This window comes from Mycolicibacterium sarraceniae, assembly GCF_010731875.1.
GTDB lineage: Bacteria > Actinomycetota > Actinomycetes > Mycobacteriales > Mycobacteriaceae > Mycobacterium > Mycobacterium sarraceniae.
Genome location: NZ_AP022595.1, coordinates 3,464,795 through 3,490,549, shown reverse-complemented (window position 1 = coordinate 3,490,549; position 25,755 = coordinate 3,464,795). Strand labels below are relative to the sequence as shown.

Annotated in this window: 22 protein-coding genes; 9 read left to right on the top strand and 13 right to left on the bottom strand. The window is 67.1% G+C overall.

Annotated elements, in window-relative coordinates; translation table 11 throughout:
* The first annotated feature begins 16 nt into the window (after positions 1-16).
* Genes sucB through G6N13_RS17440 form a run of 6 tightly spaced genes read left to right on the top strand, consistent with a single transcriptional unit; the run spans position 17 to position 6,827 of the window.
* Positions 17-1,681, top strand: coding sequence for a 2-oxoglutarate dehydrogenase, E2 component, dihydrolipoamide succinyltransferase (gene sucB / locus G6N13_RS17465; RefSeq protein ID WP_163698982.1), 1,665 nt, complete (start codon positions 17-19; stop codon positions 1,679-1,681).
* A 4-nt stretch (positions 1,682-1,685) separates the two neighbouring features.
* Positions 1,686-2,606 carry a TIGR01777 family oxidoreductase gene (locus G6N13_RS17460; RefSeq protein ID WP_163698979.1) on the top strand — a complete coding sequence of 307 codons (921 nt, stop codon included), beginning with the start codon at positions 1,686-1,688 and terminating at the stop codon, positions 2,604-2,606.
* A 12-nt stretch (positions 2,607-2,618) separates the two neighbouring features.
* Positions 2,619-3,293, top strand: a complete 675-nt coding sequence (gene lipB, locus G6N13_RS17455; RefSeq protein ID WP_163698977.1) for a lipoyl(octanoyl) transferase LipB — start codon at positions 2,619-2,621, stop codon at positions 3,291-3,293.
* Complete coding sequence (lipA, locus tag G6N13_RS17450) at positions 3,290-4,222, top strand: lipoyl synthase (RefSeq protein WP_163698975.1); 933 nt, start codon at positions 3,290-3,292, stop codon at positions 4,220-4,222. Before lipB ends, lipA begins: the two co-directional genes overlap by 4 nt.
* A gap of 42 nt (positions 4,223-4,264) precedes the next feature.
* Positions 4,265-5,017, top strand: a complete 753-nt coding sequence (locus tag G6N13_RS17445) for a DUF4191 domain-containing protein (protein WP_163698973.1) — start codon at positions 4,265-4,267, stop codon at positions 5,015-5,017.
* A 19-nt stretch (positions 5,018-5,036) separates the two neighbouring features.
* A complete protein-coding gene (locus tag G6N13_RS17440; RefSeq protein WP_163702248.1) occupies positions 5,037-6,827 on the top strand; it encodes an amidohydrolase in 1,791 nt (596 codons plus the stop codon).
* On the opposite strand, the gene G6N13_RS17435 is transcribed toward G6N13_RS17440, so the two are convergent.
* Entirely contained in the window at positions 6,824-8,284 is a 1,461-nt protein-coding gene (locus G6N13_RS17435; RefSeq protein WP_197746804.1) for an HNH endonuclease signature motif containing protein, read from the bottom strand. The genes G6N13_RS17440 and G6N13_RS17435 overlap by 4 nt on opposite strands.
* A 36-nt stretch (positions 8,285-8,320) precedes the next feature.
* Complete coding sequence (locus tag G6N13_RS17430; protein ID WP_163698971.1) at positions 8,321-8,785, bottom strand: RDD family protein; 465 nt, start codon at positions 8,783-8,785, stop codon at positions 8,321-8,323.
* A gap of 182 nt (positions 8,786-8,967) precedes the next feature.
* Between G6N13_RS17430 and glnA (G6N13_RS17425) the strand changes: the two genes are divergently transcribed.
* On the top strand, positions 8,968-10,404 hold the full coding sequence (glnA, locus tag G6N13_RS17425; protein WP_163698969.1) for a type I glutamate--ammonia ligase: 1,437 nt from the start codon (positions 8,968-8,970) through the stop codon (positions 10,402-10,404).
* 66 nt (positions 10,405-10,470) lie between these two features.
* Entirely contained in the window at positions 10,471-10,638 is a 168-nt protein-coding gene (locus G6N13_RS17420; protein ID WP_179965005.1) for a DoxX family protein, read from the top strand.
* Between the two features lie 54 nt (positions 10,639-10,692).
* Here G6N13_RS17420 and G6N13_RS25735 read toward each other — a convergent pair whose 3' ends face one another.
* Genes G6N13_RS25735 through G6N13_RS17400 form a run of 5 tightly spaced genes read right to left on the bottom strand, consistent with a single transcriptional unit; the run spans position 10,693 to position 15,877 of the window.
* Entirely contained in the window at positions 10,693-10,824 is a 132-nt protein-coding gene (locus G6N13_RS25735; protein WP_268949063.1) for a hypothetical protein, read from the bottom strand.
* 17 nt (positions 10,825-10,841) lie between these two features.
* On the bottom strand, positions 10,842-11,453 hold the full coding sequence (locus G6N13_RS17415; RefSeq protein WP_163698967.1) for a carbonic anhydrase: 612 nt from the start codon (positions 11,451-11,453) through the stop codon (positions 10,842-10,844).
* Between the two features lie 31 nt (positions 11,454-11,484).
* Complete coding sequence (locus G6N13_RS17410; protein WP_163698965.1) at positions 11,485-11,808, bottom strand: P-II family nitrogen regulator; 324 nt, start codon at positions 11,806-11,808, stop codon at positions 11,485-11,487.
* Positions 11,805-14,351, bottom strand: coding sequence for a DUF2309 domain-containing protein (locus G6N13_RS17405; RefSeq protein ID WP_163698963.1), 2,547 nt, complete (start codon positions 14,349-14,351; stop codon positions 11,805-11,807). Before G6N13_RS17405 ends, G6N13_RS17410 begins: the two co-directional genes overlap by 4 nt.
* The gene (locus G6N13_RS17400; RefSeq protein ID WP_163698960.1) at positions 14,348-15,877 is read right to left on the bottom strand and encodes a proton-conducting transporter transmembrane domain-containing protein; all 1,530 of its coding nucleotides are present in this window, start codon (positions 15,875-15,877) and stop codon (positions 14,348-14,350) included. The genes G6N13_RS17405 and G6N13_RS17400 overlap by 4 nt, the downstream gene beginning before the upstream one ends.
* 125 nt (positions 15,878-16,002) lie before the next feature.
* On the opposite strand from G6N13_RS17400, the gene G6N13_RS17395 reads away from it, so the two are divergent.
* Positions 16,003-16,299, top strand: a complete 297-nt coding sequence (locus G6N13_RS17395) for a helix-turn-helix transcriptional regulator (RefSeq protein ID WP_163698959.1) — start codon at positions 16,003-16,005, stop codon at positions 16,297-16,299.
* 280 nt (positions 16,300-16,579) lie between these two features.
* Here G6N13_RS17395 and G6N13_RS17390 read toward each other — a convergent pair whose 3' ends face one another.
* The 6 genes from G6N13_RS17390 to G6N13_RS17365 form a co-directional block, all read right to left on the bottom strand.
* Entirely contained in the window at positions 16,580-17,440 is an 861-nt protein-coding gene (locus tag G6N13_RS17390) for a TIGR03619 family F420-dependent LLM class oxidoreductase (RefSeq protein ID WP_163698956.1), read from the bottom strand.
* On the bottom strand, positions 17,437-18,060 hold the full coding sequence (locus tag G6N13_RS17385; protein ID WP_163698955.1) for a PaaI family thioesterase: 624 nt from the start codon (positions 18,058-18,060) through the stop codon (positions 17,437-17,439). The genes G6N13_RS17390 and G6N13_RS17385 overlap by 4 nt, the downstream gene beginning before the upstream one ends.
* 5 nt (positions 18,061-18,065) lie before the next feature.
* Positions 18,066-21,035, bottom strand: coding sequence for a bifunctional [glutamine synthetase] adenylyltransferase/[glutamine synthetase]-adenylyl-L-tyrosine phosphorylase (locus tag G6N13_RS17380; RefSeq protein ID WP_163698953.1), 2,970 nt, complete (start codon positions 21,033-21,035; stop codon positions 18,066-18,068).
* A gap of 68 nt (positions 21,036-21,103) precedes the next feature.
* Entirely contained in the window at positions 21,104-22,444 is a 1,341-nt protein-coding gene (gene glnA, locus G6N13_RS17375) for a type I glutamate--ammonia ligase (RefSeq protein ID WP_163698951.1), read from the bottom strand.
* A 58-nt stretch (positions 22,445-22,502) separates the two neighbouring features.
* Entirely contained in the window at positions 22,503-24,035 is a 1,533-nt protein-coding gene (locus G6N13_RS17370; protein ID WP_163698949.1) for an alpha/beta hydrolase, read from the bottom strand.
* A gap of 123 nt (positions 24,036-24,158) precedes the next feature.
* Complete coding sequence (locus tag G6N13_RS17365; RefSeq protein WP_170310457.1) at positions 24,159-25,703, bottom strand: alpha/beta hydrolase; 1,545 nt, start codon at positions 25,701-25,703, stop codon at positions 24,159-24,161.
* Positions 25,704-25,755 lie beyond the last annotated feature (52 nt).

The following is a 25,755-nucleotide window of genomic DNA, read 5'->3' as shown; positions in this document are numbered from 1 at the left end:
CGAGGGAGTCAACACAATGGCCGTCTCCGTCCAGATGCCGGCACTTGGTGAAAGCGTCACCGAGGGGACCGTCACCCGGTGGCTGAAGCAAGAGGGCGATACCGTCGAGGTCGACGAACCTCTGCTTGAGGTGTCGACCGACAAAGTCGACACGGAGATCCCTTCACCGGTGTCGGGTGTGCTGACCAAAATCGTCGCCCAGGAAGACGCCACCGTCGAGGTCGGCGGCGAGCTCGCGGTCATCGGCGAAGCCGGCGAGGCAGCCGAATCAGCGCCCGCTCCCGCAGCCGAGGAGCCGGCCGCTCAAGAACCCGAACCAGCCGGCGAGCCAGCCTCTGAGTCGTCGGGGTCTTCGACCTCGGTGGTGATGCCCGAGCTCGGTGAGTCCGTCACCGAGGGCACCGTGACCCGGTGGCTGAAAAAGGTCGGCGACTCGGTCGCCGTCGACGACCCGCTGGTCGAGGTGTCCACCGACAAGGTCGACACTGAAATCCCCTCACCGGTGGCCGGGACGCTGATCAGGATCACCGCCGAAGAGGACGACACCGTCGCAGTCGGTGGCGAGCTGGCCAAGATCGGCGATGCCGGTGCCGCACCGCAAGCCGCACCCGAGCCCAAGCCGGCACCCGCGCCCGCGCCCAAACCGGAACCGGAACCCAAGCCCGAACCGAAGCCGGAACCCGCACCCAGGCAGGCACCTGCCCCTGCGGCGGCCGATAAGGGCGCCGCAGGCGACGGCAGCCCCTACGTCACCCCGCTGGTGCGAAAGCTGGCTGTCGAGAACGGTATTGACCTCGCCAGCGTCAAGGGCACCGGCGTCGGCGGCCGAATCCGCAAGCAGGATGTGCTGGCTGCTGCTGAGGCCAAGAAGGCCCCCGCCGCTGCGGCCGCTCCCGCGGCTGCGGCACCGGCGGCCGCCGCCCCGGCAGCGGCATCGGCGCCGTCACCGCTGGCCCACCTGCGCGGCACGACGCAGAAGGCAAACCGGATCCGGCAGATCACCGCTAAGAAGACCCGCGAATCTCTGCAGACCACCGCGCAGTTGACGCAGACCCACGAAGTCGACATGACCAAGATCGTGGCGCTGCGGGCCAAGGCGAAGACCAGCTTCGCCGAACGCGAAGGGGTCAACCTGACCTATCTCCCGTTCATCGCCCGCGCGGTGATCGATGCGCTCAAGGCGCATCCGAACATCAACGCGAGCTACAACGAGGACACCAAGGAGATCACCTACTACGACGCCGAGAACCTCGGCTTCGCAGTGGACACCGAGCAGGGTCTGCTCTCGCCGGTGGTGCACAACGCCGGTGACCTGTCCCTGGCCGGGCTGGCACGCGCCATTCACGACATCGCCGACCGGGCCCGCAGCGGCAACCTCAAACCCGATGAGCTGTCCGGTGGCACGTTCACGATCACCAACATCGGCAGCCAGGGCGCGTTGTTCGACACTCCGATCCTGGTGCCGCCGCAAGCCGCGATGCTCGGTACCGGCGCGATCGTGAAACGCCCCCGGGTGATCGTCGACGACTCCGGTAACGAGTCAATCGGCGTGCGATCGGTGTCCTACCTGCCACTCACCTACGATCACCGGCTGATCGACGGGGCCGATGCCGGCCGATTCTTGACCACCATCAAGCGGCGGCTCGAAGAAGGGGCATTCGAGGCCGACTTGGGCCTGTGACGACATGAGCCAACCGGTAGAGGGGCTCGTCGTTGCGATAGCCGGTTCATCCGGCCTGATTGGTTCGGCGCTGGTGTCGGCGCTGCGTGCCGCTGATCACCGAGTGGTCCGCATCGTGCGCCGAGCGCCGGCCAACAGCGACGAGCTGCACTGGAGTCCCGACAGCGGCGAGTTCGATCCGGCCGGCCTGGAGGGTGTCGACGCGGTGATCAACCTGTGCGGGGTGAACGTCGGCGAGAAGCGGTGGTCGGGTGCGTTCAAGCAGAGCCTGCGCGACAGCCGCATCGGTCCCACCGAGGTGATCTCGGCGGCCGTCGCCGACGCCGGCGTTCCGGTGTTGATCAACGCCAGCGCGGTCGGCTATTACGGGGATACCCGCGGTCGCGTCGTGGACGAAACCGCGCCTGCCGGAGCAGGATTCCTCTCTCGGCTCTGCGTCGACTGGGAGTCCGCGGCGCTGGCCGCCGAGGACGCCGGGGCTCGGGTGGTGCTGGCGCGCTCAGGGTTGGTGCTCTCCCCCGGGGGCGGCGTCCTGGCCCGGCTGCGGCCACTGTTCGGCCTCGGCCTGGGTGCCCGGCTGGGTAGCGGGCGCCAGTACATGCCGTGGATCAGCCTCGAGGACGAGATCCGCAGCCTGCTGTTCGCGATCAATAACGACGACCTCTCCGGCCCGGTGAACTTCACCGGGCCCGCGCCGGTGACCAACTCGGAGTTCACCGCGGCACTCGGGCGGGCACTGAACCGGCCGACCCCCTTACTGGTGCCCGCGTTCGCGTTGCGCACTCTGCTCGGCGAATTCGCCGACGAGGGGCTGCTCGACGGGCAACGAGCCATCCCCGCCGCGCTCGAACGGGCCGGATTCGCCTTCCACCACAACACCATCGGCGAGGCGTTGGCCTACGCCACCGCGTCTTCTTCCGGGTAGTACCGTCGAAGGGTGCGGCAGTCCATCCGATCCAGCTCGGCAGAGGTGCAGGTGCGCCGGCTGGGTACCGTCGATTACCTGGCCGCCTGGGATTTACAGCGCGAGGTTGCCGACGCCCGGGTGGCCGGCGGCCCCGACACGTTACTGGTGCTGGAACATCCCGCGGTATTTACCGCGGGCAAGCGCACCGAAGCCCACGAGCGGCCGATAGACGGCACCCCCGTCATCGACACCGACCGCGGCGGCAAGATCACCTGGCACGGTCCCGGGCAGCTGGTGGGCTATCCGGTGATCGGTCTGGCCGAGCCGCTCGATGTGGTCAATTATGTTCGCCGCCTTGAGGAATCGTTGATTCGAGTGTGTGCCGATTTAGGCGTCGATGCTGGCCGGGTGCACGGGCGTTCGGGGGTGTGGGTGTCTGGCGAGGGCGCTCGCCCGGACCGCAAGATCGCCGCGATCGGCATCCGGGTGGCCCGCGGCACCACGCTGCACGGGTTCGCTTTGAACTGCGACTGCGACCTGGGCGCGTACTCGACGATCGTGCCGTGCGGGATCTCCGATGCCGGGGTGACGTCGCTGACGGCGGAACTGGGCCGTCACGTCGGTGTCGAGGAGGTCTGCGCTCGCGTCGTCGAGACGGTGTGTGACGCCCTCGACGGCCGCCTGCCCGTAAGCTTGACCACGTGAGCGTTGAACCGGCCGGCCGCAAACTGCTGCGCCTGGAGGTCCGCAACGCTGAAACGCCGATCGAGCGCAAACCGCCGTGGATCAAGACCCGAGCCCGAATGGGCCCGGAGTACACCGCGCTGAAGAGCCTGGTCAAGCGCGAAGGTCTGCATACCGTCTGCGAGGAAGCCGGCTGCCCCAATATCTTCGAGTGCTGGGAAGACCGGGAGGCAACGTTCCTCATCGGCGGCGAGCAGTGCACCCGGCGCTGTGATTTCTGCCAGATCGACACCGGCAAGCCCACAGAGCTGGATCGCGATGAGCCCCGGCGGGTGGCCGAGAGTGTGGCCACGATGGGGTTGCGCTACGCGACGGTGACCGGGGTGGCCCGCGACGACCTGCCCGACGGCGGCTCGTGGCTGTACGCCGAAACGGTGCGCGCCATCAAAGAACTCAACCCGGCCACCGGCGTGGAGTTGTTGGCCCCGGACTTCAACGGCGAGCCGCACCTGCTGCAGGAGGTGTTCGATTCGCGGCCAGAAGTGTTCGCGCACAACGTGGAAACCGTGCCCCGGATCTTCAAGCGGATCCGCCCGGCGTTCCGCTACCAGCGCAGCCTCGACGTGTTGACCGCCGCCCGCGAAGCCGGACTGGTCACCAAGAGCAACCTGATCCTGGGCATGGGCGAGACCATCGACGAGGTGCACACGGCGCTGGCTGATCTGCACGGCGCCGGGTGCGACATCGTCACCATCACCCAGTACCTGCGCCCGTCGGTGCGGCATCACCCGGTGGAGCGCTGGGTGAAGCCCGAGGAATTCGTGGACCTGGCCACCTACGCCGAAGGGCTGGGATTCGCCGGGGTGCTGTCCGGACCGCTGGTGCGGTCGTCCTATCGCGCCGGCCGCCTGTATCAGCAGGCTGCGGCGGCGCACAAGCTCACCCGGTGACCGCGGCGTCACGCTGATCGCCGGCCCGTATTCTTGGTAGTTATGGCGAAATCCCGCAACGCTGCCCAAGACAAGGCGGCCAAGGCCGAGGCAAAGGCTGCCAGCAAGGCCGCTGCCAAGCAGCGCCGTAGTCAGCTGTGGCAGGCATTCCAGATACAGCGCAAGGAAGACAAGCGGCTGCTCCCCTACATGATCGGCGCGTTCGTGCTCATCGTGGCCGCCGCGGTGGTGGCCGGGGTGCTGATCGGCGGGTTCACCATGTACATGCTGATCCTGCTGGGAGTGGTGCTGGGTGCGCTGGTCGCGTTCATCATCTTCGGCCGGCGCGCGCAGAAGTCGGTGTTCACCAAGGCCGAGGGTCAGACCGGCGCTGCCGCCTGGGCCCTGGACAACCTGCGCGGCAAGTGGCGAGTCACCCCGGGCGTGGCGGCCACCGGGCATTTCGATGCGGTGCACCGGGTGATCGGACGGCCCGGCGTGATCTTCGTCGCCGAGGGCTCCCCGGCGAGGGTGCGTCCATTGCTGGCCCAGGAGAAGAAGCGCACCGCTCGCCTCGTCGGTGACATCCCGATCTACGACGTCATCGTCGGCAACGGCGAGGGCGAGGTGCCGCTGTCCAAGCTGGAGCGGCATCTGACCAGGCTGCCGGCCAACATCACTGTCAAGCAGATGGACGTGCTGGAATCCAAGCTCACCGCGCTCGGCACCCGGGTGGGTCCGGCAGCGATGCCCAAGGGTCCGCTGCCCGCACAGGCAAAGATGAAGGGCGTGCAGCGCACAGTCCGCCGGCGCTGACACGTTTTCGGGGCACGTTATCTGTACTGCATGTGAGTGGGCACCGCACTTCAGCGCCTTCGGAACCGGTGTCATCACGCGCCGCACTGCGCTGCGCGCGGCTGCCGTGACGGCGGTGGCGACGGCGGCCGCCTGCGCGAAGCCGCCCGCGGCCGTGGGCGCCAAGACCGCTGACTTCGTGTTCCGCGGTGGGCGGATCTACACCGTGGTGCCGGCCAAACCCTGGGCGCAGGCGGTGGCCGTCACGGGTAACACGATCGCGTACGTCGGGGACGATGCCGGCGCGATGGCGCTCGCGGGCCCGGACACCCACGTCGTCGACCTCAAGGGCAACCTGCTGCTGCCGGGGTTCGTGGAGGGCCACATCCACCCGTTCCTCGGCTCGTTCCTCACCAGTGGTGTGGACCTGCAGGTGCCGACGGGGGCGGATGCGCTGGCCGCGATCGCCGCTTACGCGAAGGAACATCCCGACGGCCCGGTGCGCGGATTCGGTTGGCGGGTGGACATGTTCGGCCCGAACGGGCCGACACGTCAGGAGCTGGACCGGGTGCTGCCCGACCGGCCGGGTTTCTTTTTCGCGATCGACGGCCACAGCATGTGGGCTAACAGCAAGGCGCTGGAGAAGGCCGGGGTAAGCCGCGACACCCCGGATCCGATTCCCGGGTTCAGTTACTACGCCCGCGATGAGCATGGCGAACCCACCGGGTATGTCCTCGAGGTCGACGCGGTGCTGAGCCTGGTCAACGCCGTCGACCCGATCTCAGCGCACTCGATGCAGACGCTGCTGGAGACGTGGCTGCCCAAAGCCTCGGCCGCCGGGATCACGTCTGTCTTCGATGCCGGGGTGCCGCCGATCGGCGAAGACCAGGGCGCGATCATCAGCCTGTACACCGACCTGGAGCAGCGCGGGAAGCTGCCATTCCGGGTGGTCGCCTCCTACAGCGTGAAATCCCCGCCGGTCGATGACGCGGTGGCCAAGCTGACGGATATCCGCAACCGGGTCTCGACCGAGCTGGTCAACGTCGGCGTGGTGAAGATCATCGGCGACGGCACCCAGGGCGGATACACCGCGTGGCTCATCGAGCCGTACGCCGACAAGCCCGACTCGATCGGCGGATCCCCGTTCACCGAAGAGCAGTGGCACCAGCTGGTCCGCGAGGTCGATGCCGCCGGGTTCGATGTCCACATTCATGCGTGCGGTGAGCACACGGTGCGCACCGGGCTGGATTCCATCGAGGCGGCGATCGCGGCCAATCCACCGCGCGACCGCAGGCACACCGTCGCCCATCTGGTCTACGTCGAGGATCCCGATGGTCAGCGGTTCGGCAAACTCGGTGCGATCGGCCAGTTTTCGGCCAACTGGATGTCGGCCGATCCCGACACTGTACTGAACATGGCCGCACGGTACGGCAAGCCTCGGCAGGATCTGATGTATCGGCCGCAGGACCTCCTGCGCTCCGGCGGCCGCATCTCGCTGGGTACCGACTGGCCAGCGGCCGGGTACTTCTCCACGTACAAACCGCTGGAATCCATCCAGATCGGGGTGACCCGTCAGCTGGTCGGCGAACCGAACGCCCCCGTGCTGGCACCGGCCGATCAGCGGCTGACCGTCGAGGAAGCGGTGCACGCCAACACGATGGGTGCGGCCTACCAGATCCGACTGGACGATAAGGTCGGCTCGGTAGAGGTGGGCAAGCGTGCTGATCTCATTGTGTTGGATACCAACATCTTCGAGGTCGACCCGCACGACATCCACCGGGCGACCATCACGATGACGATGATGAACGGTCAGGTCCGCCACCAGATCTAGAACGGTGGTGGTGTGTTGCGTTCGGCGACGCGGGCGTCGTTGAGTTTGCGCTCGGCGGTGATGCGGTAGGCGCGTTGGGCGGCCCGGGTTTTTCGCCGGGTGGGCATCATGATCCCAATGGTGGGCGGGGGTTGGCCGACCGGTGGCGGCAGGGTCGCGGTGGTGACGTTCCAGCGTGGCAGCACGAGTCGGCTGCCGGGTTGAGTGACGTAGGTCCGCCCGGCCGGTGAGGTCCAGGTGATGGTGCCATCGGGAGCTTGCTCATCGCGCCAGCCGTCCCAGAAGGTCTTGAGCAGGTGGTGCTTTCGGCATTTGCACGCCAGGTTCGAGGCGTGGGTGGCACCCCGGGGCCACGGGATGGTGTGGTCGACGTCGCAGTATTCGGCGGGCCTATCGCAGTTCGGGAACCGGCAGGTCAGATCCCGCATCCGGACGAATTCATCCAACGCGGTCGAGGGCCGATACTGCGGCTCGGGCTCCTCACCCGGGCGGCGCAGATACCGCACCTTCGCCCCGGAGCGGATCAACTCGGCCAACAGCGGCGCGGGCACGATCCCACGATTGCCGGTCAACACCCCACCGGCGGCCGGCTTGGTCGGCTCAGGTGCCGGCTCGGCGGACGCCTCGCCGTGCATCGCTGGATCGGGTTCAACCTCAAGGACATCGGCGTCGGCCACAATATGGACCACTACGCTGGCGCCGCGGCCGTCGGGCTCGGCGGCCGGGCAGTCAGGATTACCGCACAGGCACGCCAGGTGATCTGCGCCGGCGGCGATCGCTCCCAGGGCATCGGAGCGGCGTTGACCGATGGTGCGCGGATCGTCCTCACATACCCCGTGGGCCATCACCGCCAGCCGGCGATCGATCGCCGCACCATCGGCGGCGGATACGTCGCCTCGGATCTCGACGACCCCATCGTGGATGTTGAGTAGGTCGACCACGATGTCGCGATCCCGCATCCGGGACTGGGTGCGCCGCAGGGCACCTGGGTCGTAGCGATCCACCCAGAAATCGATCGCGCGCCGCAGTTTCAGGGCCGATTTCGGTCCCCATTCCACGGCGTCGGTGGCGATCGCGCGATCGAGGACAGCGAGGGTGTCGGGATCGCGGACGAGGTGGGTGCGGTCGACGATCGCTTCGCAGACCCGATAGCTCAGGGTTCCGGCCGTGAACAGCGCGGCCACCTGGGGAAAGCGATGCCGCAGCCCGACCGCGGTCATCATCTCGCTCGACGCTCGCCCGTGGGTCACCCCCAGGATCGCGGACACCTCAGCTGCCGCGGCATCCCACTGATCGCAAGCCCAGTGCGCCCGGTCGTCATCGGCGCAACGGCGGGCTACCAACTCCGCGATCGACGCCAACCGGCCGGCAGCGTCCTGGTTTTCCTTCCGGGCGAAGCTGCCGATGGCATCGACCACCGCCACATCACCCGAAGACCGAAGACCAGCATCAAACACATGTTCGAGTATGCTACCGGGGTACGACAGAAAACGTCAGCGCCGAACGACCGCCGTCGCGGTGAACTTGTCCTGCAGGCCACGGCCATCGGCGTCGGTGAACAACCCTGGGATCACCAACGAGAGCAGCAGGCCACGCGCGATCGCCCGCCCGCTGCCGACATGCTGGCGGTTGTCGACCGGAACCACCATCAGCCCCAGCGCGTACTGCCCAGGGGTGAACCCGAACAACCGCACCGACAGCACACCGAGTACGAACCAGATCGCCAACACCGCCGTCGACAGCGTGGGGATGCTGACGATGCCCACCGTCATTGCCAAGGCGGAAAGCCCGTACGCGATCAGCCAGTCGATCAAAAGCGCCAGGAAGCGCCGTCCCATCCGTGCCAGCGAGCCCGGCCCGGACTTCGGCAGGCCGAGCGCCTGACCCGGCCATCCTGCCTCGTCATCGGGCCTTACCCCTTCGGGCCCGGACAGCCAGGATCCGATCTCGCGCGCCATGGCCCCAGGATATGCGGGCCTGCGGCAGGCCCCAGCGTCGCGCCGACACCTAGGATGCGTAACGTCGGCGCAACATGACCTTGATGGGCAGGCAACATCGACTTCATAGCGTCAACGTCGGGTTAACAAACCCCTGTGCCGAGACCTGGGCAAAAACCGGCTGCACCGAAGGAGATTAGTAAGTGGCAGAAAAGAACGCTGACGACCTGTTCAAGCTGATCAAAGACGAGAAGGTCGAGTACGTCGACATCCGCTTCTGCGATCTGCCTGGCGTGGTCCAGCACTTCTCCATCCCCGCCTCCGCTTTCGACGAGAGCGTGTTCGAGGACGGCCTCGCGTTCGACGGTTCGTCGGTGCGTGGCTTCCAGTCCATCCACGAGTCCGACATGATGCTGTTGCCGGACCCCGAAACCGCGCGTATCGACCCGTTCCGCGCCGCCAAGACGCTGAACGTGAACTTCTTCGTGCATGACCCGTTCACCCGTGAGGCGTACTCGCGCGACCCGCGCAACGTCGCCCGCAAGGCGGAGAACTACCTGGTCAGCACCGGCATCGCGGACACCGTGTACTTCGGTGCCGAGGCCGAGTTCTACATCTTCGACTCGGTGAGCTTCGACTCCAAGATCAACGGCACCTTCTACGAGGTCGACTCCGAGTCGGGCTGGTGGAACACCGGTGAGCCGTTCGAGGCCGACGGCTCGGCCAATCGTGGTTACAAGGTCCGCCCCAAGGGTGGCTACTTCCCCGTCGCTCCCTACGACCACTACGTCGACCTGCGCGACGAGATGGCCACGAACCTGCAGAACGCGGGCTTCACGCTGGAGCGCGGCCACCACGAGGTGGGCACCGCCGGCCAGGCCGAGATCAATTATAAGTTCAACACGCTGCTGGCCGCGGCCGATGACGTGCTGCTCTTCAAATACATCATCAAGAACACCGCGTGGGCGAACGGCAAGACGGTCACCTTCATGCCCAAGCCGCTGTTCGGCGACAACGGTTCGGGCATGCACGCCCACCAGTCGCTGTGGAAGGACGGCAAGCCGTTGTTCCACGACGAGGCCGGCTACGCGGGCCTGTCCGACATTGCCCGGCACTACATCGGCGGCATCCTGCACCACGCGCCGTCACTGCTGGCGTTCACCAACGCGACGGTGAACTCCTACAAGCGCCTGGTGCCCGGCTACGAGGCCCCGATCAACCTGGTGTACAGCCAGCGCAACCGCTCGGCGTGCGTGCGTATCCCGATCACCGGCAACAACCCGAAGGCCAAGCGCCTCGAGTTCCGTTGCCCGGACAGCTCGGGCAACCCGTACCTGGCGTTCTCGGCGATGTTGATGGCCGGTATCGACGGCATCAAGAAGAAGATCGAGCCGCTGACTCCGGTCGACAAGGACCTCTACGAGCTGCCGCCGGACGAGGCCGCCGCGATCCCGCAGGCGCCCACCTCGCTGTCGGCCGTCATCGACAAGCTCGAAGAGGATCATGAATACCTCACCGAGGGTGGCGTTTTCACCGAGGATCTTATCGAGACCTACATCTCCTACAAGCGTGAGAACGAGATCCTGCCCGTGCAGATCCGGCCTCACCCGTACGAGTTCTCGCTGTACTACGACGTATAACGCCTGACGAAGCCCACCCGTGCCGCAATGCGGTACGGGTGGTTTCGTCTTTCTAGGCGAAAAGTGTTGACGCTGCAAATGGCCGTCGCCTACTTCACCCAACACATCGAGAAGAGCTTCTGGCCGGTCGTCAATGGCGGCGAACTCGCCGTCGCCATATGCTTCGGATTCCTGCTACTGGTGTTCACCGGCGGTGGCGCCTACGCCGTAGATGCCGCCCACGGACGTCGCTGAACCGCATGGCTGTCAAGCACGTGAAGTCTGGCAGGACGACAAATTCCGAACCCGCTACGAACCCGTCCGCGGGGGTTGTTCGACCACTGTGCGGAGGCACACCTGCGCGGTGATGTCGACGGCACCGATGCAACGGTGGCCGAAAAGCGGATCGCCGACCCGCAGCGCCCCATCGGCGACCATCATCCCGCTCATCGTAAGCCTCACACGCACTCCAGCAGGTCGTCGGGCGCTTCGCCGACCGGTCCGATGGTGGCGTGGGTGCGCAACAGTCCGCTGTTGCAATCTGTTGCAGTGCAAATGATCCCGCATCGACCGGCGTCGACGCGCCGAGCGATGACGGGAGAGCGCTCCAGCAACGCCACACCCACCTCGACGATATGCGCGGCGGTGACCGTATCGACGGAGTCTGCGCCGGCACCCCGCCGAACGATCGACGACAGCGCCTGTTGGACAGCGGTCCTGGTGGCTCCTTCGGGTATCACCGCTTCATCCCAAGCCCGCAGCGCGGCGCGCATGGCTGCGCATTCGTTGTGGCCGAGCACCACGATCAGCGGCACTTCGAGCGTTTCGACCGCGTATTCCATCGTGGCCAGGACACCGGCATCGATCACATGCCCCCACGTGCTGACATCGAGCAGGGAACCCCAGCTCTGGCCCAGAACCATCTCGCTTCCGATTGGGGCGTCGGCGCAACGGAATACCGCCGCGATTGGCTGGTCGACAACCGGCTCGCCGCGGCGACCGCGGACCGGGGCGAAGAAAAGCTCGTTGCCAGCACGCAGGCGCTGCCAAGCGATCAGAGGGTCGGACATGGTGTTTCCCTTTCTTCGTGGGTGTGCATTCTCAGCTGAAGTACTCGGGTCGACTGACGTAGGTTTCAGTCACGAACATCACCCCGGACGAGGCGTCCAGCAGCGGCCGCAGACCGGCCAGCAGCGCGTCGGCTTTGGATTCCGGGACCACGGTGATGAGTAATTCCAGGGCCGCCTGCTGGTTGAACAGCAGCCGGCCCTGCCGGTAGCCGTGATGTCCGAGTCCCGACACGCCGGACAGGCTGGTGAAGCCGGTGGCACCGACGCTTTGGATCAGCTCACGGACAGCCGAGGCGTCACCTCCGGGGACCACCACCTCGATCTTTATCATCTTGGTCAGGGTCGGTACGTTCATGACGCCATCTCCTCATCGAGAATTGTTGGTGTGGAATCGGATTCGAACCAGGGCCGCCAACCGCAGCGACTCCATCGGTGCCATGGCGCGTTGCCGTCCGCCCGGGCGGCCACCGCGACCCAGTCGTTGCCGAACAGATCTTCCAGGATCGGGTTGCGCTCGACGATCATGTCGATCCGGGTCAGCGGCGCCTGGATCGCGGCCAGCAGCCGAAGCGGTTCGTGCCGCAGCTGGTACCCGTCGGCCAGCGATTGCCAGGGCAAGCCGAGGCGTAGATCGCCGCTGTACCCGGTGATCACCCCCGCGGTGCCGACCACGTTGTGGACAGTCTTGGTGCCTGCCCCGAATACCTCCGGGGCGACCGTCGAGAAGTAGTACTGGCAGTTGATCCACTGCGCGACCACCAGCGGCGCGGTGAGGATGGTCTCCAGTGCGGTGCCGTCCTTGTCGACGTCAGCCCGGTAGGAGTGCAGGAAGGTACGGCGCTTCAGATCCAGGCCGGCGGTGACGTCGCGGGGGGCGACGATGAAGGCGGCGTTGCCGGCCAGCCCCCACTCGGGATAGACCTGGGCCCAGTCGAGTGACCTGGCCGCAACGTGGCGGGCCGCCCGTCGCGGTGTGAGGCCGCGCCGCGCGCCGGGCAGCGTCGCGCAGCGCTCGGCTGCCAGCTCGCTACCGGCGCGGACCAGGTCGGCGCCGAGCCGCTCAACATCCCCGTAGTGATCCGGCGGGATCAAGTGCCGATCGAGAATCGCGACCTGATCTGTCGCGGTGTCGTGTTGTGCGGCCAGGAAATACGTGCTGTCGGGGATGTCGATTCCCACCGCCCGCAGTTCCTCCCGCACCTGGGGCTGGTTGAGGATCATCGCTGCCGTCCGGGCGTTGGGACCTCCCGGCTGTCCCCCGCAGGCACCGCAGTCCAGCGCCGCCTGGTAGGGATTGTTCTCGGTCGAGCTGCCGTGTCCGGCGAAGACCACCAGGCGGCCGAACCCGCTGACCAGCCCCATGGTGGTGAGCGCCACCTGCGCGAACAGGGCCCGCTCGGCCAGCGGTATGGCGTCGACGTTCAGCACGGTGGGAGCATCGGGCACCATCAGGCGGTGCAGACGGTTGCGGATGCCGCCGCTGGCCGCAGGCGCCAGTGTCTTGGCCACCGACAGCGGAGCCGAAGCCCAGCCGGACACCTCGGCCAGCACGAAAGGTGCGGCCAGCGCCTCTTTGGCGGCGTGGAATGCCGACTCGGCACCGGCCAGGCGCAGGACCCCTGACACTCGCCTCGCCGCCTGTTCGGCGGTGTGCGGTGCGGATGTTTCCCGGATGTCGTGGCTTGGCGCGATAAGTACCGGGCAGAGGTCGCTGGGGGTTCCCCCGAGCAGGTCCGAGAAGCGGATGGCGACCGCGAAGAACCCGGCGAAGCCGAGGGACTGGTAGCCCCCGAGTGACTCCAGGTGGCGGCGCAGCCCCTCCGATCGGGTGTCGATGCAGGTCACCAATTGGGTATGCACCGGCCCGGCGCTGCCGGATGCACCGCTGCGCTCCAGTCCGACCAGCAGCTGATCCCGGTAGCTACCCTCGAACGCGTTCTGCCACAGCATGTCTCGTGCCGTCACCGGCAGGGCCGAGAGCACCCTCGCGGCAGCGGCGCGTTGCTGGTCGGTGACGGCGGTCAACCCCCACACCCGCTCGAGATGAGTGGCCCGTTCCCGCGCCGAGGGCAGCGGCGCCGGGATCTGCTCGACGGCGGCGGCGCGATGACCGGCCAGCAGGGCAGTCTCGTAGGCCAGCCGCATCGCGAGGTACTGCAGAAGGTCGATCCCGGCGCCCCGGCCCGCGCACCACTGAATGTGCGCTGCCCAGCCGGGCAGGCGGGTCAGGTGCGCCTGCAGGTAGGCGATCCGAGCCGAGTCCCCGACGTCCAGCGCGGACAAGGCCGCCAGTACCGCGTCGTCGGGCCGCGGTGCCGTCCCGCGCAACCGCGCCCGGACTCTGCGCTTGAGGGTGGGGTCCCCGGCAGCCAGGGCACGCCAGGCGGCGTAGAAGCCGTCCTCCCGGCCGGGCATCGGCCACGCGCCGTACCCAAAGAAGGCCGAGCACCATTTGGCCGCCTGGTCGTCGACACTGGCCGCGAGCCGCGGGGCGTGCTGCTCGGACCGAATTCGGGACCGCCGCAGTGGTTCCGGTGCCCCGGTGCCGCACAGCAGATCGGCCCTCATCAGTTCCAGCGCAGTGACCTCCAGCGCACCCAGGCTCAGTGCGGGCGCCGCGCCGAGGTTGGGGTAACGGCGCAGCAACGCCGCATCCAGGTCGGCGTCGGTTATCCGGCCCGCCATGTGCAGATTGCGGAAGGTGTGAAGCGGCAGAGTGCCCGGCATGCCGTACAGGTCGCCAGCCCGCCGGATCGCCAGCTCGAAGGGCATGCCCTCCAGACCGGCCAGCGGGTTGACCGCGATGAACGTCTCCAGCGGATAGTGGGTGGGCAACACCCGCGCTGCGATCGCGACGTCACTGCGCAGCCGAGCGCGTTGGGCGTCAGAGTGGGTCATGAACGTACTCCTTTCGGTTGAGCGAGCACCGGCATCTGGAGATGGCCGGCACTGATGGCTCGCGCATACACGGCGCGGTGCAGCACGGTCGCGGGCATCCACCGCAGCACCGCCAGACCGGCCAGTACCGCGCAGGCGGTGCCGGTGACCAGCCAAGCAAGCGCGGCCGGTGCCGCCTCGGCAGGCAGTGCGGGAGCAAGGAATCCGCTGACCGCGGCCACCAACGCGCGGTAGGCCAGGGCGACCGGCAGCAGCACCGCCGCGGCCGAGAGGGCGGCACCGATGCTGCGACGCCGCGCCAACCAGCCCCACGTGGCGGCCGCGCCGGTGGCCCACGCGAAGATCAGCAACGCCGGTTCGGCGGTGTGGTCGCCGACAGTCAGGGGGATCACCCGGACGGCCGCGTACAGGGCGATGGCCGGCAGCGCGACCGCGGCGGCCACGCTGAGCGCGCGCCGCCGGGCAGTGATAGCGGGCATCGGCGGGCGCGAAGCTGCGCGTCGCCGCTGGGCGATCGCCGAACCTGAGGACAGGAACAGCGTGGCCTTGTAGAACCCGTGCGCGACGAGGTGAAAGACCGTCGCGCCCCACAGCCCCAGTCCGCAGGTGAGGATCATGAAGCCCATCTGCGCCATGGTCGAATTCGCCAGTGCGCCTTTGATGTCGGGCTTCACCAGCATGATCACCGTCGCGTAGACCATGGTGAGAGCGCCGGCGGTGATCGTCAGTCCGCGGGCGAGTTCACCGGTGACCAGGGGGGCCAGCCGCACCAGGAGGATGCCACCGGCGTTGACCACGCCGGCGTGCAGCAGCGCGGACACCGGGGTGGGTGCCGCAAGGGTGGCGGGCAGCCATCGATGAAAGGGAATCTGGGCCGACCGGGACAGCGCGGCCACCACGATCAGGCCGGCGATCACCGGCAGCAATGGCCCGTCGGGTCGGTCGGCACCGAGGGTGCGCAGGTCGATCGCACCCCAGCGCGCGGTGGAGATGCCCACTGCCGTCCACAGCACGAGATCGCCGATCAGGAACGCGGTCGCGGTCCGTCGTACCCCGTCTCGTGCCGCGGGAAGGTGCCAGTACATGCCGAGCAGCAGGCAGAGCGCGACGCCGGCGACGGTCCAGCTTGCGGCCAGGCCCACCAGGGTCGCGGACGTGACCAGCCCGGCCGAGGCCGACGTCAACAGGGACGCCCCCACGGTGAACCAGGCGGCCCGCGGATCACCGGCGAGATAGCGGACCGCGAAGGCTTGGACCACCGAGCTGACCCCGAACACCAGCAACAACAGCACTGCCGCAAGGCGATCGGCCGACACGACGAGCCCGGCGACCGTGGCCGAGGCGGGCGTTCCACTCGCGGCTTGGACGGCCATGGCGCAGGCTCCGAGGAACCCCAGTCCGGCGGTCAGAGCACCTGCCCGGCCCCATGCCCGGGAGTGCCGCGAGCCGAAGGTGCCCGCACCCAGCGCCATCGCCGCCGGCACCACCAGCATTGCCATCAGGCCGGCGCTTGAGATGCTCAACATGCGACGCAAATTACGTGTATTGTATAACGTGTGTCAAGCTTCTGGAATTATGAATCGCATGTGTGTCGATGATCGCCGGGCGCGGCGCATTTCCTGTCTTGCTATTGGGGAACTAAAATTCCGGTATGGCGGAGTGGACGTTCTTGACCAACCACGCTCACACCCTGCTGTGCATCGCCCGCGACCCCGGGATCCGGCTGCGCGACGTCGCCGAACGGGTCGGAGTCACCGAGCGTGCGGCGCAACGCATCGTCAGCGACCTGGTCTCAGCCGGTTACCTGGATCGGTTACGGGAAGGCCGGCGCAACTACTACCGGATCCGAGCCGACCGCCCGTTGCGGCACCCCGTGGAACGCGGTCATCACATCGGCGAGATCCTGGCGGTGCTTCATGAACCTGCGGGCACCGACGGGTCAGCCTGATGCTCACCCCTACCGCGGAGCATTGATCGCGGTCGGCCGGACGGTAAGCAGCTCACCGGACGACACCGCGGTCGTCGAGCCCGACTTGCGCGCCCATCACAACCCCAGCCGACGAATCATCCTGACCCGCTTGGGTCGGAGTCTCGCAAAGCGGCTCTTTCCCGCCTGACCGAGCTGCGGCACAACGGGATTCGGCCACATCGACACTAAGGGCGGCTTGCCCTGCAGCATTTGTCAGTCACCGACCCACGGCACTGCACCTGCTGCAACCCGTGAACAATTAGGCGTCCAACGCCAGATCCTTACGGAATCGTCGCATTCCGTCAATCTTCTCCGCCAGCGAAGCATCCGGCCCGGAGTAGAACATCCACGGCATCGTCACGATCCCGGTGATGCCCGCGGCCGCCGCCCGCTCGTAGTGCGGAATGGTGAAGGCGTCGGTCAGCGGTGTCAGGATCTCGAAACCGTCCATCGTCAAACCGTTTTGGGCGCGTAGCTCACGCAGCTTCTCGACCCGCAGAATGGCCTGGTCCAGGCTGATCAGATCGCCGATCCAGCCGTCCAGGCCTGCGGCCCTGCGCAGCGCGATATCGGAGAGTCCCCCGCTGTAGATCGGGATGTGCGGCGGCGTCGGCATCATCTCCAGCCGCGGGGTCTGATAGAACTCGCCGTCGAACTCCGTCCAGCCTGGCTGCCACAGCGCCCTCATCAACTCGATCATCTCGTCGGTGCGCTTGCCGCGCTTGGCGAACTGCTGGCCCATCAGCGTGAACTCTTCCTCACACCAGCCGACGCCGATGCCGAGTTCCACCCGGCCGTTGGCCAGATAGGCCGCGGTGCCAATCGATTTGGCGGCAGAGTACGGGTCGCGCATCCCCGGGATGTAGACCGTCGTCACGAACTTGATCTCACTTGTGGCCTGAGCCAGCGCACCGACCAGCACCCACGGGTCTGGCCAGTCGGTGAACGGCTGCCAGCGCCGCTCGCCGTTCTTGGTGTATGGGTATGGGGTGGCCAGGGTTTCCAGGTTCACCACGTGATCGGGGATGCCGAGACCTTCATAGCCCAAATCATCGGCGGCCTTGGCGATCTCGATGATCTCGCTGGTCTCCAGGAACGCAACGCTGACATAGAACTTCATGCATCCCTCGCCCACGCCGGCATAATGAAAACTCCTTCTGCTTCTACGGTGATTCCCTGTGCGTCGCGCAGAAATCCGCGCGCATATGTCTTGTAACCCTCGTGCCCCTCGACCCACGCCTCGCCGCGCAAGGGGCCCAGCGGTGTGCCGCGCAGGTACTTCAGCGTGATCGTGCCGGTGAACTTGGGCTTGCTCAGCTGCCTGGTCGCAACCTCACCGAGAAGCTGATCGAGCAGCAGCGCGCAGATGCCACCGTGCACCAGACCGGGCGGCCCCTCGTAGACCGACCCCAATGTGAACTCCGTCCACACCCGGCCCTCGTCATGATGGGTCTCCATTGGCGGGGCCAGTGGATTGTGCCGTCCCACAGCGGGGTTGCGCCACACCACCGGCAAGCCGGTGCCCTCGTGCCGCAGTACCCGCGGCCGGTCAGTCGGTGTGCGCTCGAGCATCTCGGTGACCTCGTCGATGGTCTGCCGGGCCGCCATGATTGTCTCCGCGTCGGCGCCGCTGTGCAGGCTGGCGTCGACGAGCCTGCGTATCGCCTCGGCCAGCGGCTCGTGCAGCGCACCGATCCGGTCGTGCTCGTCGGCGCTGATGACGCCCCAGTCGAAGTCCACGCCGCCTAACCTCCGAAAACCTTGAGCACAACGGCTTTCGCGCGCCGGGTCACCCGCAGATAGTTGTCCAGGAACTCGCTACCGTCTTCGTTATGCCAACCTGCCGCCACCGCGACCGTATTGAGCTGACGCCCCGGGCCGGGCAGCTGGTCGGTCGGTTTGCCGCGCACCAGCACCAGCGCGTTGCGCGCACTGGTCGCCGTCAACCAGGCCTGGCGCAGCAGGTCGACATCATCCTCGCCCAATAGTTCGGCCGCACCTATGGCGTCCAGCGTCTGCAGTGTCGAGGTGTTGTGCAGCGACGGCACGTTGTGGGCATGACGCAGTTGCAGCAGCTGCACGGTCCATTCCACGTCAGCCAACCCGCCGCGACCGAGCTTGGTGTGGGTATTGGGATCGGCGCCACGCGGCAGCCGCTCGGCATCCACCCGGGCCTTGATGCGCCGGATCTCCTGCACCGCTTCAGCGGACACCCCGCCGGCCGGGTATCGCGTCTTATCCACCATCAGCAGGAAACGGCGCCCGAGCTCCATATCGCCGGCCACCGCGTGGGCACGCAACAGGGCCTGGATCTCCCACGGTTGAGCCCACTGCGCATAGTAGGCCTCATACGACGCCAGGGTGCGCACCAGTGGACCTTGGCGGCCCTCCGGACGCAGATTGGCGTCGACCTCCAAAGGCGGGTCGGCACTGGGTGTTCCGAGCAGTGTCCGCACCTGCTCGGCGACCGTCACCGACCACTTCACCGCACGTGACTCTTCGACGCCGGGGTTCGCCTCACAGACGAACATCACGTCGGCGTCCGAGCCGTAGCCCAGTTCCCCACCGCCGAGGCGGCCCATTCCGATCACCGCGAACCTAGCCGGTACGAGACCGTCGGCGGGGGTGTTGGCGCGGATCACCGCATCCAGCGCCGACTGCAGCACCGCGAGCCACACCGAGGTAAGCGCGCTACAGACATCTCGAACTTCCAGCATGCCCAGCAGATCCGCGGAAGCCACCCGGGCCAGTTCCCGACGGCGCAGGGTCCGCGCGGCCGCGATCGCGCGGACCGGGTCGGCATGACGTGCGCTCGACGCGATCAGCGCCCGGGAGACCGCCCCGGGATCGACGTCGAGCAACTTGGGGCCGCCAGGACCGTCGGCGTACTGCTGGATCACCTCCGGTGCCCGCATCAGCAGCTCGGGTACGTAGGCCGAGGTGCCCAGCACCCGCATCAGCCGCTTGGCGACCGCACTCTCGTCCCGCAAAGTGCTCAAATACCAACGCTGTTCGGATAGCGCCTCGCTTACCCGCCGATAGGCCAGCAGACCACTGTCCGGGTCGGGAGCGTCCGACAACCAGTCGAGAAGCCGGGGCAACAGCACCGCTTGGACCCGGCCGCGGCGCCCGCTCTGATTGACCAGGGCACTCAGATGCGTCAGTGCACTCTGCGGGCCCTCGTAGCCCAGTGCGGCGAGCTGACGCTCGGCGCCCTCTGGTGTCAGGCCGGGCTCGAGCCCCACCGACGGCCCGACCGACTCCAGCAGCGGTTGATAGAAAAGCTTGGCGTGCAAACGCGATACCCGAAGGTTCTGCCGCTTGATCTCCTCGCGCAGGACGCCGAGCGAATCGTGGGTGCCGTCGGGACGCATGTGCGCCGCGCGGGCCAGCCAGCGCAGCCCCTCTTCATCCTCGGCGGGCGGCAGCATATGGGTTCGCTTGAGGCGCTGCAGTTGCAGCCGGTGTTCCAGCAGCCGCAGGAATTCATAGGACGCCGTCAGGTTCGCGGCATCGTCGCGTCCGACGTAACCACCGGCCGCCAGCGCCGCGAGCGCGTCGACCGTCGAGGCCACGTGCAGCGACTCATCGGTGCGGCCATGCACCAATTGCAGGAGCTGGACCGCGAATTCGACATCGCGCAACCCGCCCGTGCCGAGTTTGATCTCACGGTCGCGCACGTCGGCGGGCACCAATGCTTCGACCCGGCGGCGCATGGCCTGCACCTCGGGTACGAAATCCTCACGCTCGCAGGCTGTCCACACCATCGGCATCAGTGCGGCCATGTACTGCTGCCCGAGTTCGGCGTCACCAACGGCCGGCCTAGCCTTCAGCAGCGCCTGGAATTCCCACGTCTTGGCCCACCGCTGGTAGTAGGCGATGTGCGAATCGAGGGTGCGCACCAGCGCACCCTGCTTACCTTCGGGGCGCAGCGCGGCGTCCACTTCGAAAAACGTGTCCGACGCCAGCCGCATCATCTCGCCGGCCACCCGGGTGGTCACTGGGTCCGCGTCTTCGCCGACGAAGATGACGTCGACATCGCTGACGTAGTTCAGTTCTCGGGCACCACATTTGCCCATCGCGATGATCGCGAGGCGAGGCGCTGCGCTGCCCTCTTTACAGACTGTCGCGCTCGCCACTTTCAGCGCGGCGTCCAGCGCCGCGTCAGCGATGTCCGAGAGGTGTTCGCCGATCGTGGAGAACGCCGGCACCGGTTCGTTCTCCACCGTCGACGCCAGGTCGAGTCCAGCCAGGACCAACAGCTGGTCGCGATACAGCACGCGCAGCCGCGGCATGATCGTGGCCGGGGCGGTGCCGAATTCGGCGATGCAGTCGTCGAATTGGCGGCCCAGCGCGGCCGGTTCGGGAAGTGCCGCCGCACCTTCGAGTAGATGCCATGACTGCGGGTTGGCCACCAGATGATCGCCAAGGGCTAGTGACGAGCCGATCACCGCGAACAACCGGCCGCGCAAGCCACGGTCCTTGACCAGAGCGGAATTCAGCTGCGGCCAGTCACCGCCGAGCGCGTCAGCCAACCGAGTCATCGTCTGCAGGGCCACATCGGCATCGGGTGCCCGCGACAGTGACCACAGCAGTTCCACGTGGGCATCGGTGTCCCAGCCGAGCCGGGTCAGGTCAGCGACAGCGGAAGGTTCGACCAGACCGAGTCGGCCCACGCTAGGAACGCGTGGGCGCTGCGTCGCTGGTTTAGCCACGTGCACGACGGTAGCGCAACGTCGATTCGCCGGTCGCTACGCTTCCTGCCCACCGGTACCTAGCCGCACTAAAGAGATAGGTACGCCTTCAGCTCGTACGGCGTGACGTTGCTGCGGTACTCCTCCCACTCCGCGCGCTTGTTGCGCAGGAAGTAGTCGAAGACGTGCTCACCCAATGCCTCAGCGACCAGCTCGGAGCTCTCCATCTCCGCCAATGCGATGCCCAGGCTGGACGGCAGCTCCCGGTAGCCCATTGCGCGCCGCTCCTCGGGGGTCAGCATCCACACGTTGTCCTCGGCCTGTGAGCCCAGCACGTAGTTCTTCTCGATACCGCGCAGCCCGGCCGCCAGCAGAACCGCGAACGCCAGGTACGGGTTGCACGCCGAGTCAGGGCTGCGCACCTCGATGCGGCGCGAGGACGCCTTGCGCGGGGTGTACATCGGCACCCGCACCAGCGCCGAGCGGTTGGACGCGCCCCATGATGCCGCCGTCGGCGCCTCGCCGCCGTGCACCAGCCGCTTATAGGAGTTCACCCACTGATTGGTGATCGCGCTGATCTCGCTGGCATGCTCCAGGATGCCCGCGATGAATGACTTCGCGACATCGGAAAGCTGCAGCGGGTCGTCAGGGCTGTGGAACGCATTGTTCTCACCCTCGAACAGGCTCATGTGGGTGTGCATGGCCGAGCCGGGGTATTCGGCGAACGGCTTGGGCATGAACGAGGCCCGCACCCCTTCGGCGAGCGCGACTTCCTTGACGACGTAGCGAAACGTCATCACGTTGTCGGCCATCGATAGCGCGTCGGCGTAGCGCAGGTCGATTTCCTGCTGGCCGGGTGCGCCCTCGTGGTGGCTGAATTCGACCGAGATGCCCATCTGTTCCAGCGCATCGATGGCGTGCCGGCGGAAGTTGGGTGCCGAATCGTGAACGGCCTGATCGAAATAGCCGCCGTTATCAGCCGGTACCGGCACCGAGCCGTCGTAGGGGCCAGGTTCGAGCAGGAAGAACTCGATCTCGGGGTGCACGTAGCAGGAGAACCCGAGGTCGCTGGCCTTGGCGAGCTGCCGGCGCAGCACATGGCGGCTATCAGCCCAGGACGGTGAGCCGTCGGGCATGGTGATGTCGCAGAACATTCGGGCCGAGTGGTGCTGGCCCGCACTGGTGGTCCACGGCAGCACCTGGAACGTCGACGGATCCGGGCGGGCGACGGTGTCGGATTCGAAGACGCGCGCGAACCCTTCGATCGAGGAACCGTCGAAGCCGATCCCCTCTTCGAAGGCACCCTCGAGCTCCGCGGGAGCGATCGCGACCGACTTCAGGTAGCCGAGCACATCGGTGAACCACAGCCGGACGAATCGGATATCCCGTTCCTCCAGCGTGCGCAGCACGAATTCCTTCTGGCGGTCCATGACGCGAGCGTATGCAGCGGGTGTTAATTCCGTGTTACGGGGCTGCTGCACCTGGCGGTCAGCAGGTCAGATTGCCCGGAACCGTCTGGTCGACGAAGTACTTCACAATCGTCGAGTCGATGCATTCGTTGCCATTGAACACCGCGGTGTGCTGCGTGCCCTCGAACGTGATCAGCGGTGCACCCAGCTCGCGGGCGAGGTTGACACCGGCCTCGTACGGGGTGGCCGGATCGTGGGTCGTGGACACCACGACGACGCTGCCCGGCGGGGCTGCGCGGGCGGGATGGGGTGCCGACGTGGGTGGCACCGGCCAGAACGCACACAGGTCGCGGGGGGCGAAGCCGGTGAACTGGCCGTAGGCCTGGAAGGGTGCGAGCTCGCGGGTGCGCCGGTCGATATCGGCCCACACCGCCGGGTCGGTGGGCGTCGGACCGTCGACACAGCGGACCGCGTTGAACGCGTCCTGCCCGTTGCTGTAACGCCCGTAGGGATCACGGCCGTCGTACTCGTCGGCGAGCATCAACAGATCACCGGCATCGCTGCCGCGTTGCAGACCGAGTAGACCGCTGGTGAGGAACTTCCAATACTGCGGTGTGTAGAGCGCGTTGAACGTGCCGGTGATCGCGTCCTGATAACTCAACCCGCGCGGATCGGACGTCGGGCCGGGCTTGGTCACCAGCGGATCGACCAACTGGTGGTAGCGGTCGACCCAATGCGCCGGGTCGGTGCCCAGCGGGCAGCCGGCCGATTTCGCGCAGTCGGCGGCGTAGTCGTTGAACACCACCTGAAAGCCGGTCATCTGCTGGATGATCGAGTCCACGGTGCCTTGTGCGGGGTCGATTGCGCCGTCGAGCACCATGGCGCGGACTCGGTCCGGGAATTTCTCGACATACGCGGTGCCCAGTTCGGTGCCGTAGCTGAAACCGAGATAGTTGATCTGGGCATCGCCGAGGACCTGACGGACGGTGTCCATATCCTTTGCGGCCGAATCTGTTCCGACACCAGCCAGGAACGCCGCGCCCATCTTGTCCGCGCATTCCTTGGCGAGGTTGCTGTTGATCTTTTCGATCGCGGCCACTCCGGCAGGGCTGTAGTCGACCATCGGGTTGCGCCGCCAGGCGTCGAACTCGGCATCGGTGCGGCAGCGGATCGCGGGCGTCGAGTAGCCGACACCGCGCGGGTCGAACCCGACGATGTCGAAGTGTTGCGTGATCGGGCTACCAGCCAGCGCGAAACTCATACCGGCGGCGGAGTCGACCGCCGAGGCGCCGGGTCCGCCGGGGTTGACGAACAGCGCGCCGATGCGCTCGCCGGTGGCCGGGATCTTGACGACGGCCAACTGTGCTTGCGGCCCAGCGGGATCCGCGTCGCTGATCGGCACCGGCACAGTTGTGCACTGTGCGGTCGGGATGTCACGGGCGCCGTCACCGAGGAAGCGCTGACAGCTCCCCCACGTGACCTGCGGCGCCGACGCCTGACCGGGCCCGGCGTTCGGCGTGGCAGCAGCCGGTGGGGCCGTGACACCCATGGCCAGCACGGTGCAGTAGACGAGCGCCGAGCCGATCCGACTCGTGCGTCCCATGGCAGCCATCGTCGCATGGCTGCCGGTTCGCCGCGGCGGCGAGGCGGTCACACTCCGGTCTCAGATGCGAGCGAAATTTGGTAACGAATGTTGACGCCGGCGTAGAAGCGTTGTGGCACCTAGTGTTTGGCGTCAGCAGGTGGTGCCGGGCGGGGGCAGCTTCAAATCGACCAGGTAGGCGGCGGAGTAACTGTCCACGCAGGCATTGCCCTGGAAGACGACCGTGTGCTGAGTTCCGTTGAACGTCAGCAGCACTCCACCGAGTTGCTTGGCCAGGTCCACACCCGCCTGATACGGCGTCGCCGGATCGTTGGTCGTGGACACCACGAGCACGGGCGGCAGACCGGGCGCCTTCACCTCATGCGGGGTGCTGGTCGCCGGGGTCGGCCAGAACGCGCACGTGCTCAGCGGAGCGTGCCCGGTGAAGTCGCCGTAGCTCATGAACGGCGCGACCTCACGCATCTTCTTATCTTCCGCGATCACCTTGTCACGGTCGGCGATCGCCGGCTGGTCCACGCAATTGACCGCGATGCGTGCGTCGGTGGCGTTGGTGTAGTGCCCCTGCGCGTCGCGGCGCATGTACATATCGGCCAGCGCCAGCATGGTGTCGCCGCGACCGTTGGACATCTCGGTCAGGCCCTGCGTCAGGTGCCGCCAGAGATTCGGCGAATACAGCGCCATGATCGTGCCGATGATCGAGTCACCGTAGCCGAGGCCGCGCGGATCCCGAGTCGGCAGTGGCTTGTCGACCAGCGGGTCGACCAGGCTGCGGTAGACGTCGACGGCTTTGGCCGGGTCGGTGCCCAGCGGGCAGCTGGGATCCTTGGCGCAGTCGGCGGCGTAGTCGTTGAAGGCTTGCTGGAACGCGGCGGCCTGGTCGATATCGGCCTGAATCGGATCGGCGTTCGGGTCGACCGCGCCGTCGAGGATCATCGCGCGCACCTTGTCTGGGTAGGCCTCGGCGTAGGCCGAACCGATCCGGGTGCCGTAGGAGTAGCCGAGGTAGGTCAGCTTGTCGTCGCCGACAGCCGCGCGCAGCGCATCCAAATCCTTGGCGACGCTGGCGGTACCGACATTGGCGAGGAAGTCCTTACCCATCTTGTCGACGCAGCGCTGGATGAAGGCCTTGGTCTCACCCTCGATGTGAGCGACACCTTTGGGGCTGTAGTCGACCTGCGGGTCGGCCCGCAGCCGGTCGTTGTCGGCATCGGAGTTGCACCACACCGCTGGGGTGGAGGAGCCAACCCCGCGCGGATCGAAGCCCACCATGTCGAAGCCCTGCCGCACCGAGGAGGGCAGGTTTTCCACGATGCTGGCGGCTGCTTCGATGCCCGACTCGCCGGGACCGCCCGGGTTGATGATCAGCGAGCCGATCTTCGTGCCGGTGGCCGGAAAACGAATCAGCGCAAGGACGGCGACGCCGGCGTCGGGCTTGGCGTAGTCGACCGGCACGGCGATCTTGCCGCATTGCGCACCCGCGGGAATCGGCAACGCGTTACCACCACCGCCACCGCCGACCCGGCACGGACCCCACTGCACCGGTTGCCCGATCTGCGGCCCGGCGATCACGGCCGATCCCCCCACGGTGGTGCTGCAGCCGGCGCTCGCGACGAGTGCGGCCACGGCGGGGAGCACCACAGCGGTGCGGATAGCGCGTGGTCGGTGGTAGAGCCTCATGGCAAACATGCTGCCATGCATGGCTGTGGCGCCCTGCACACCGACCCGCCGG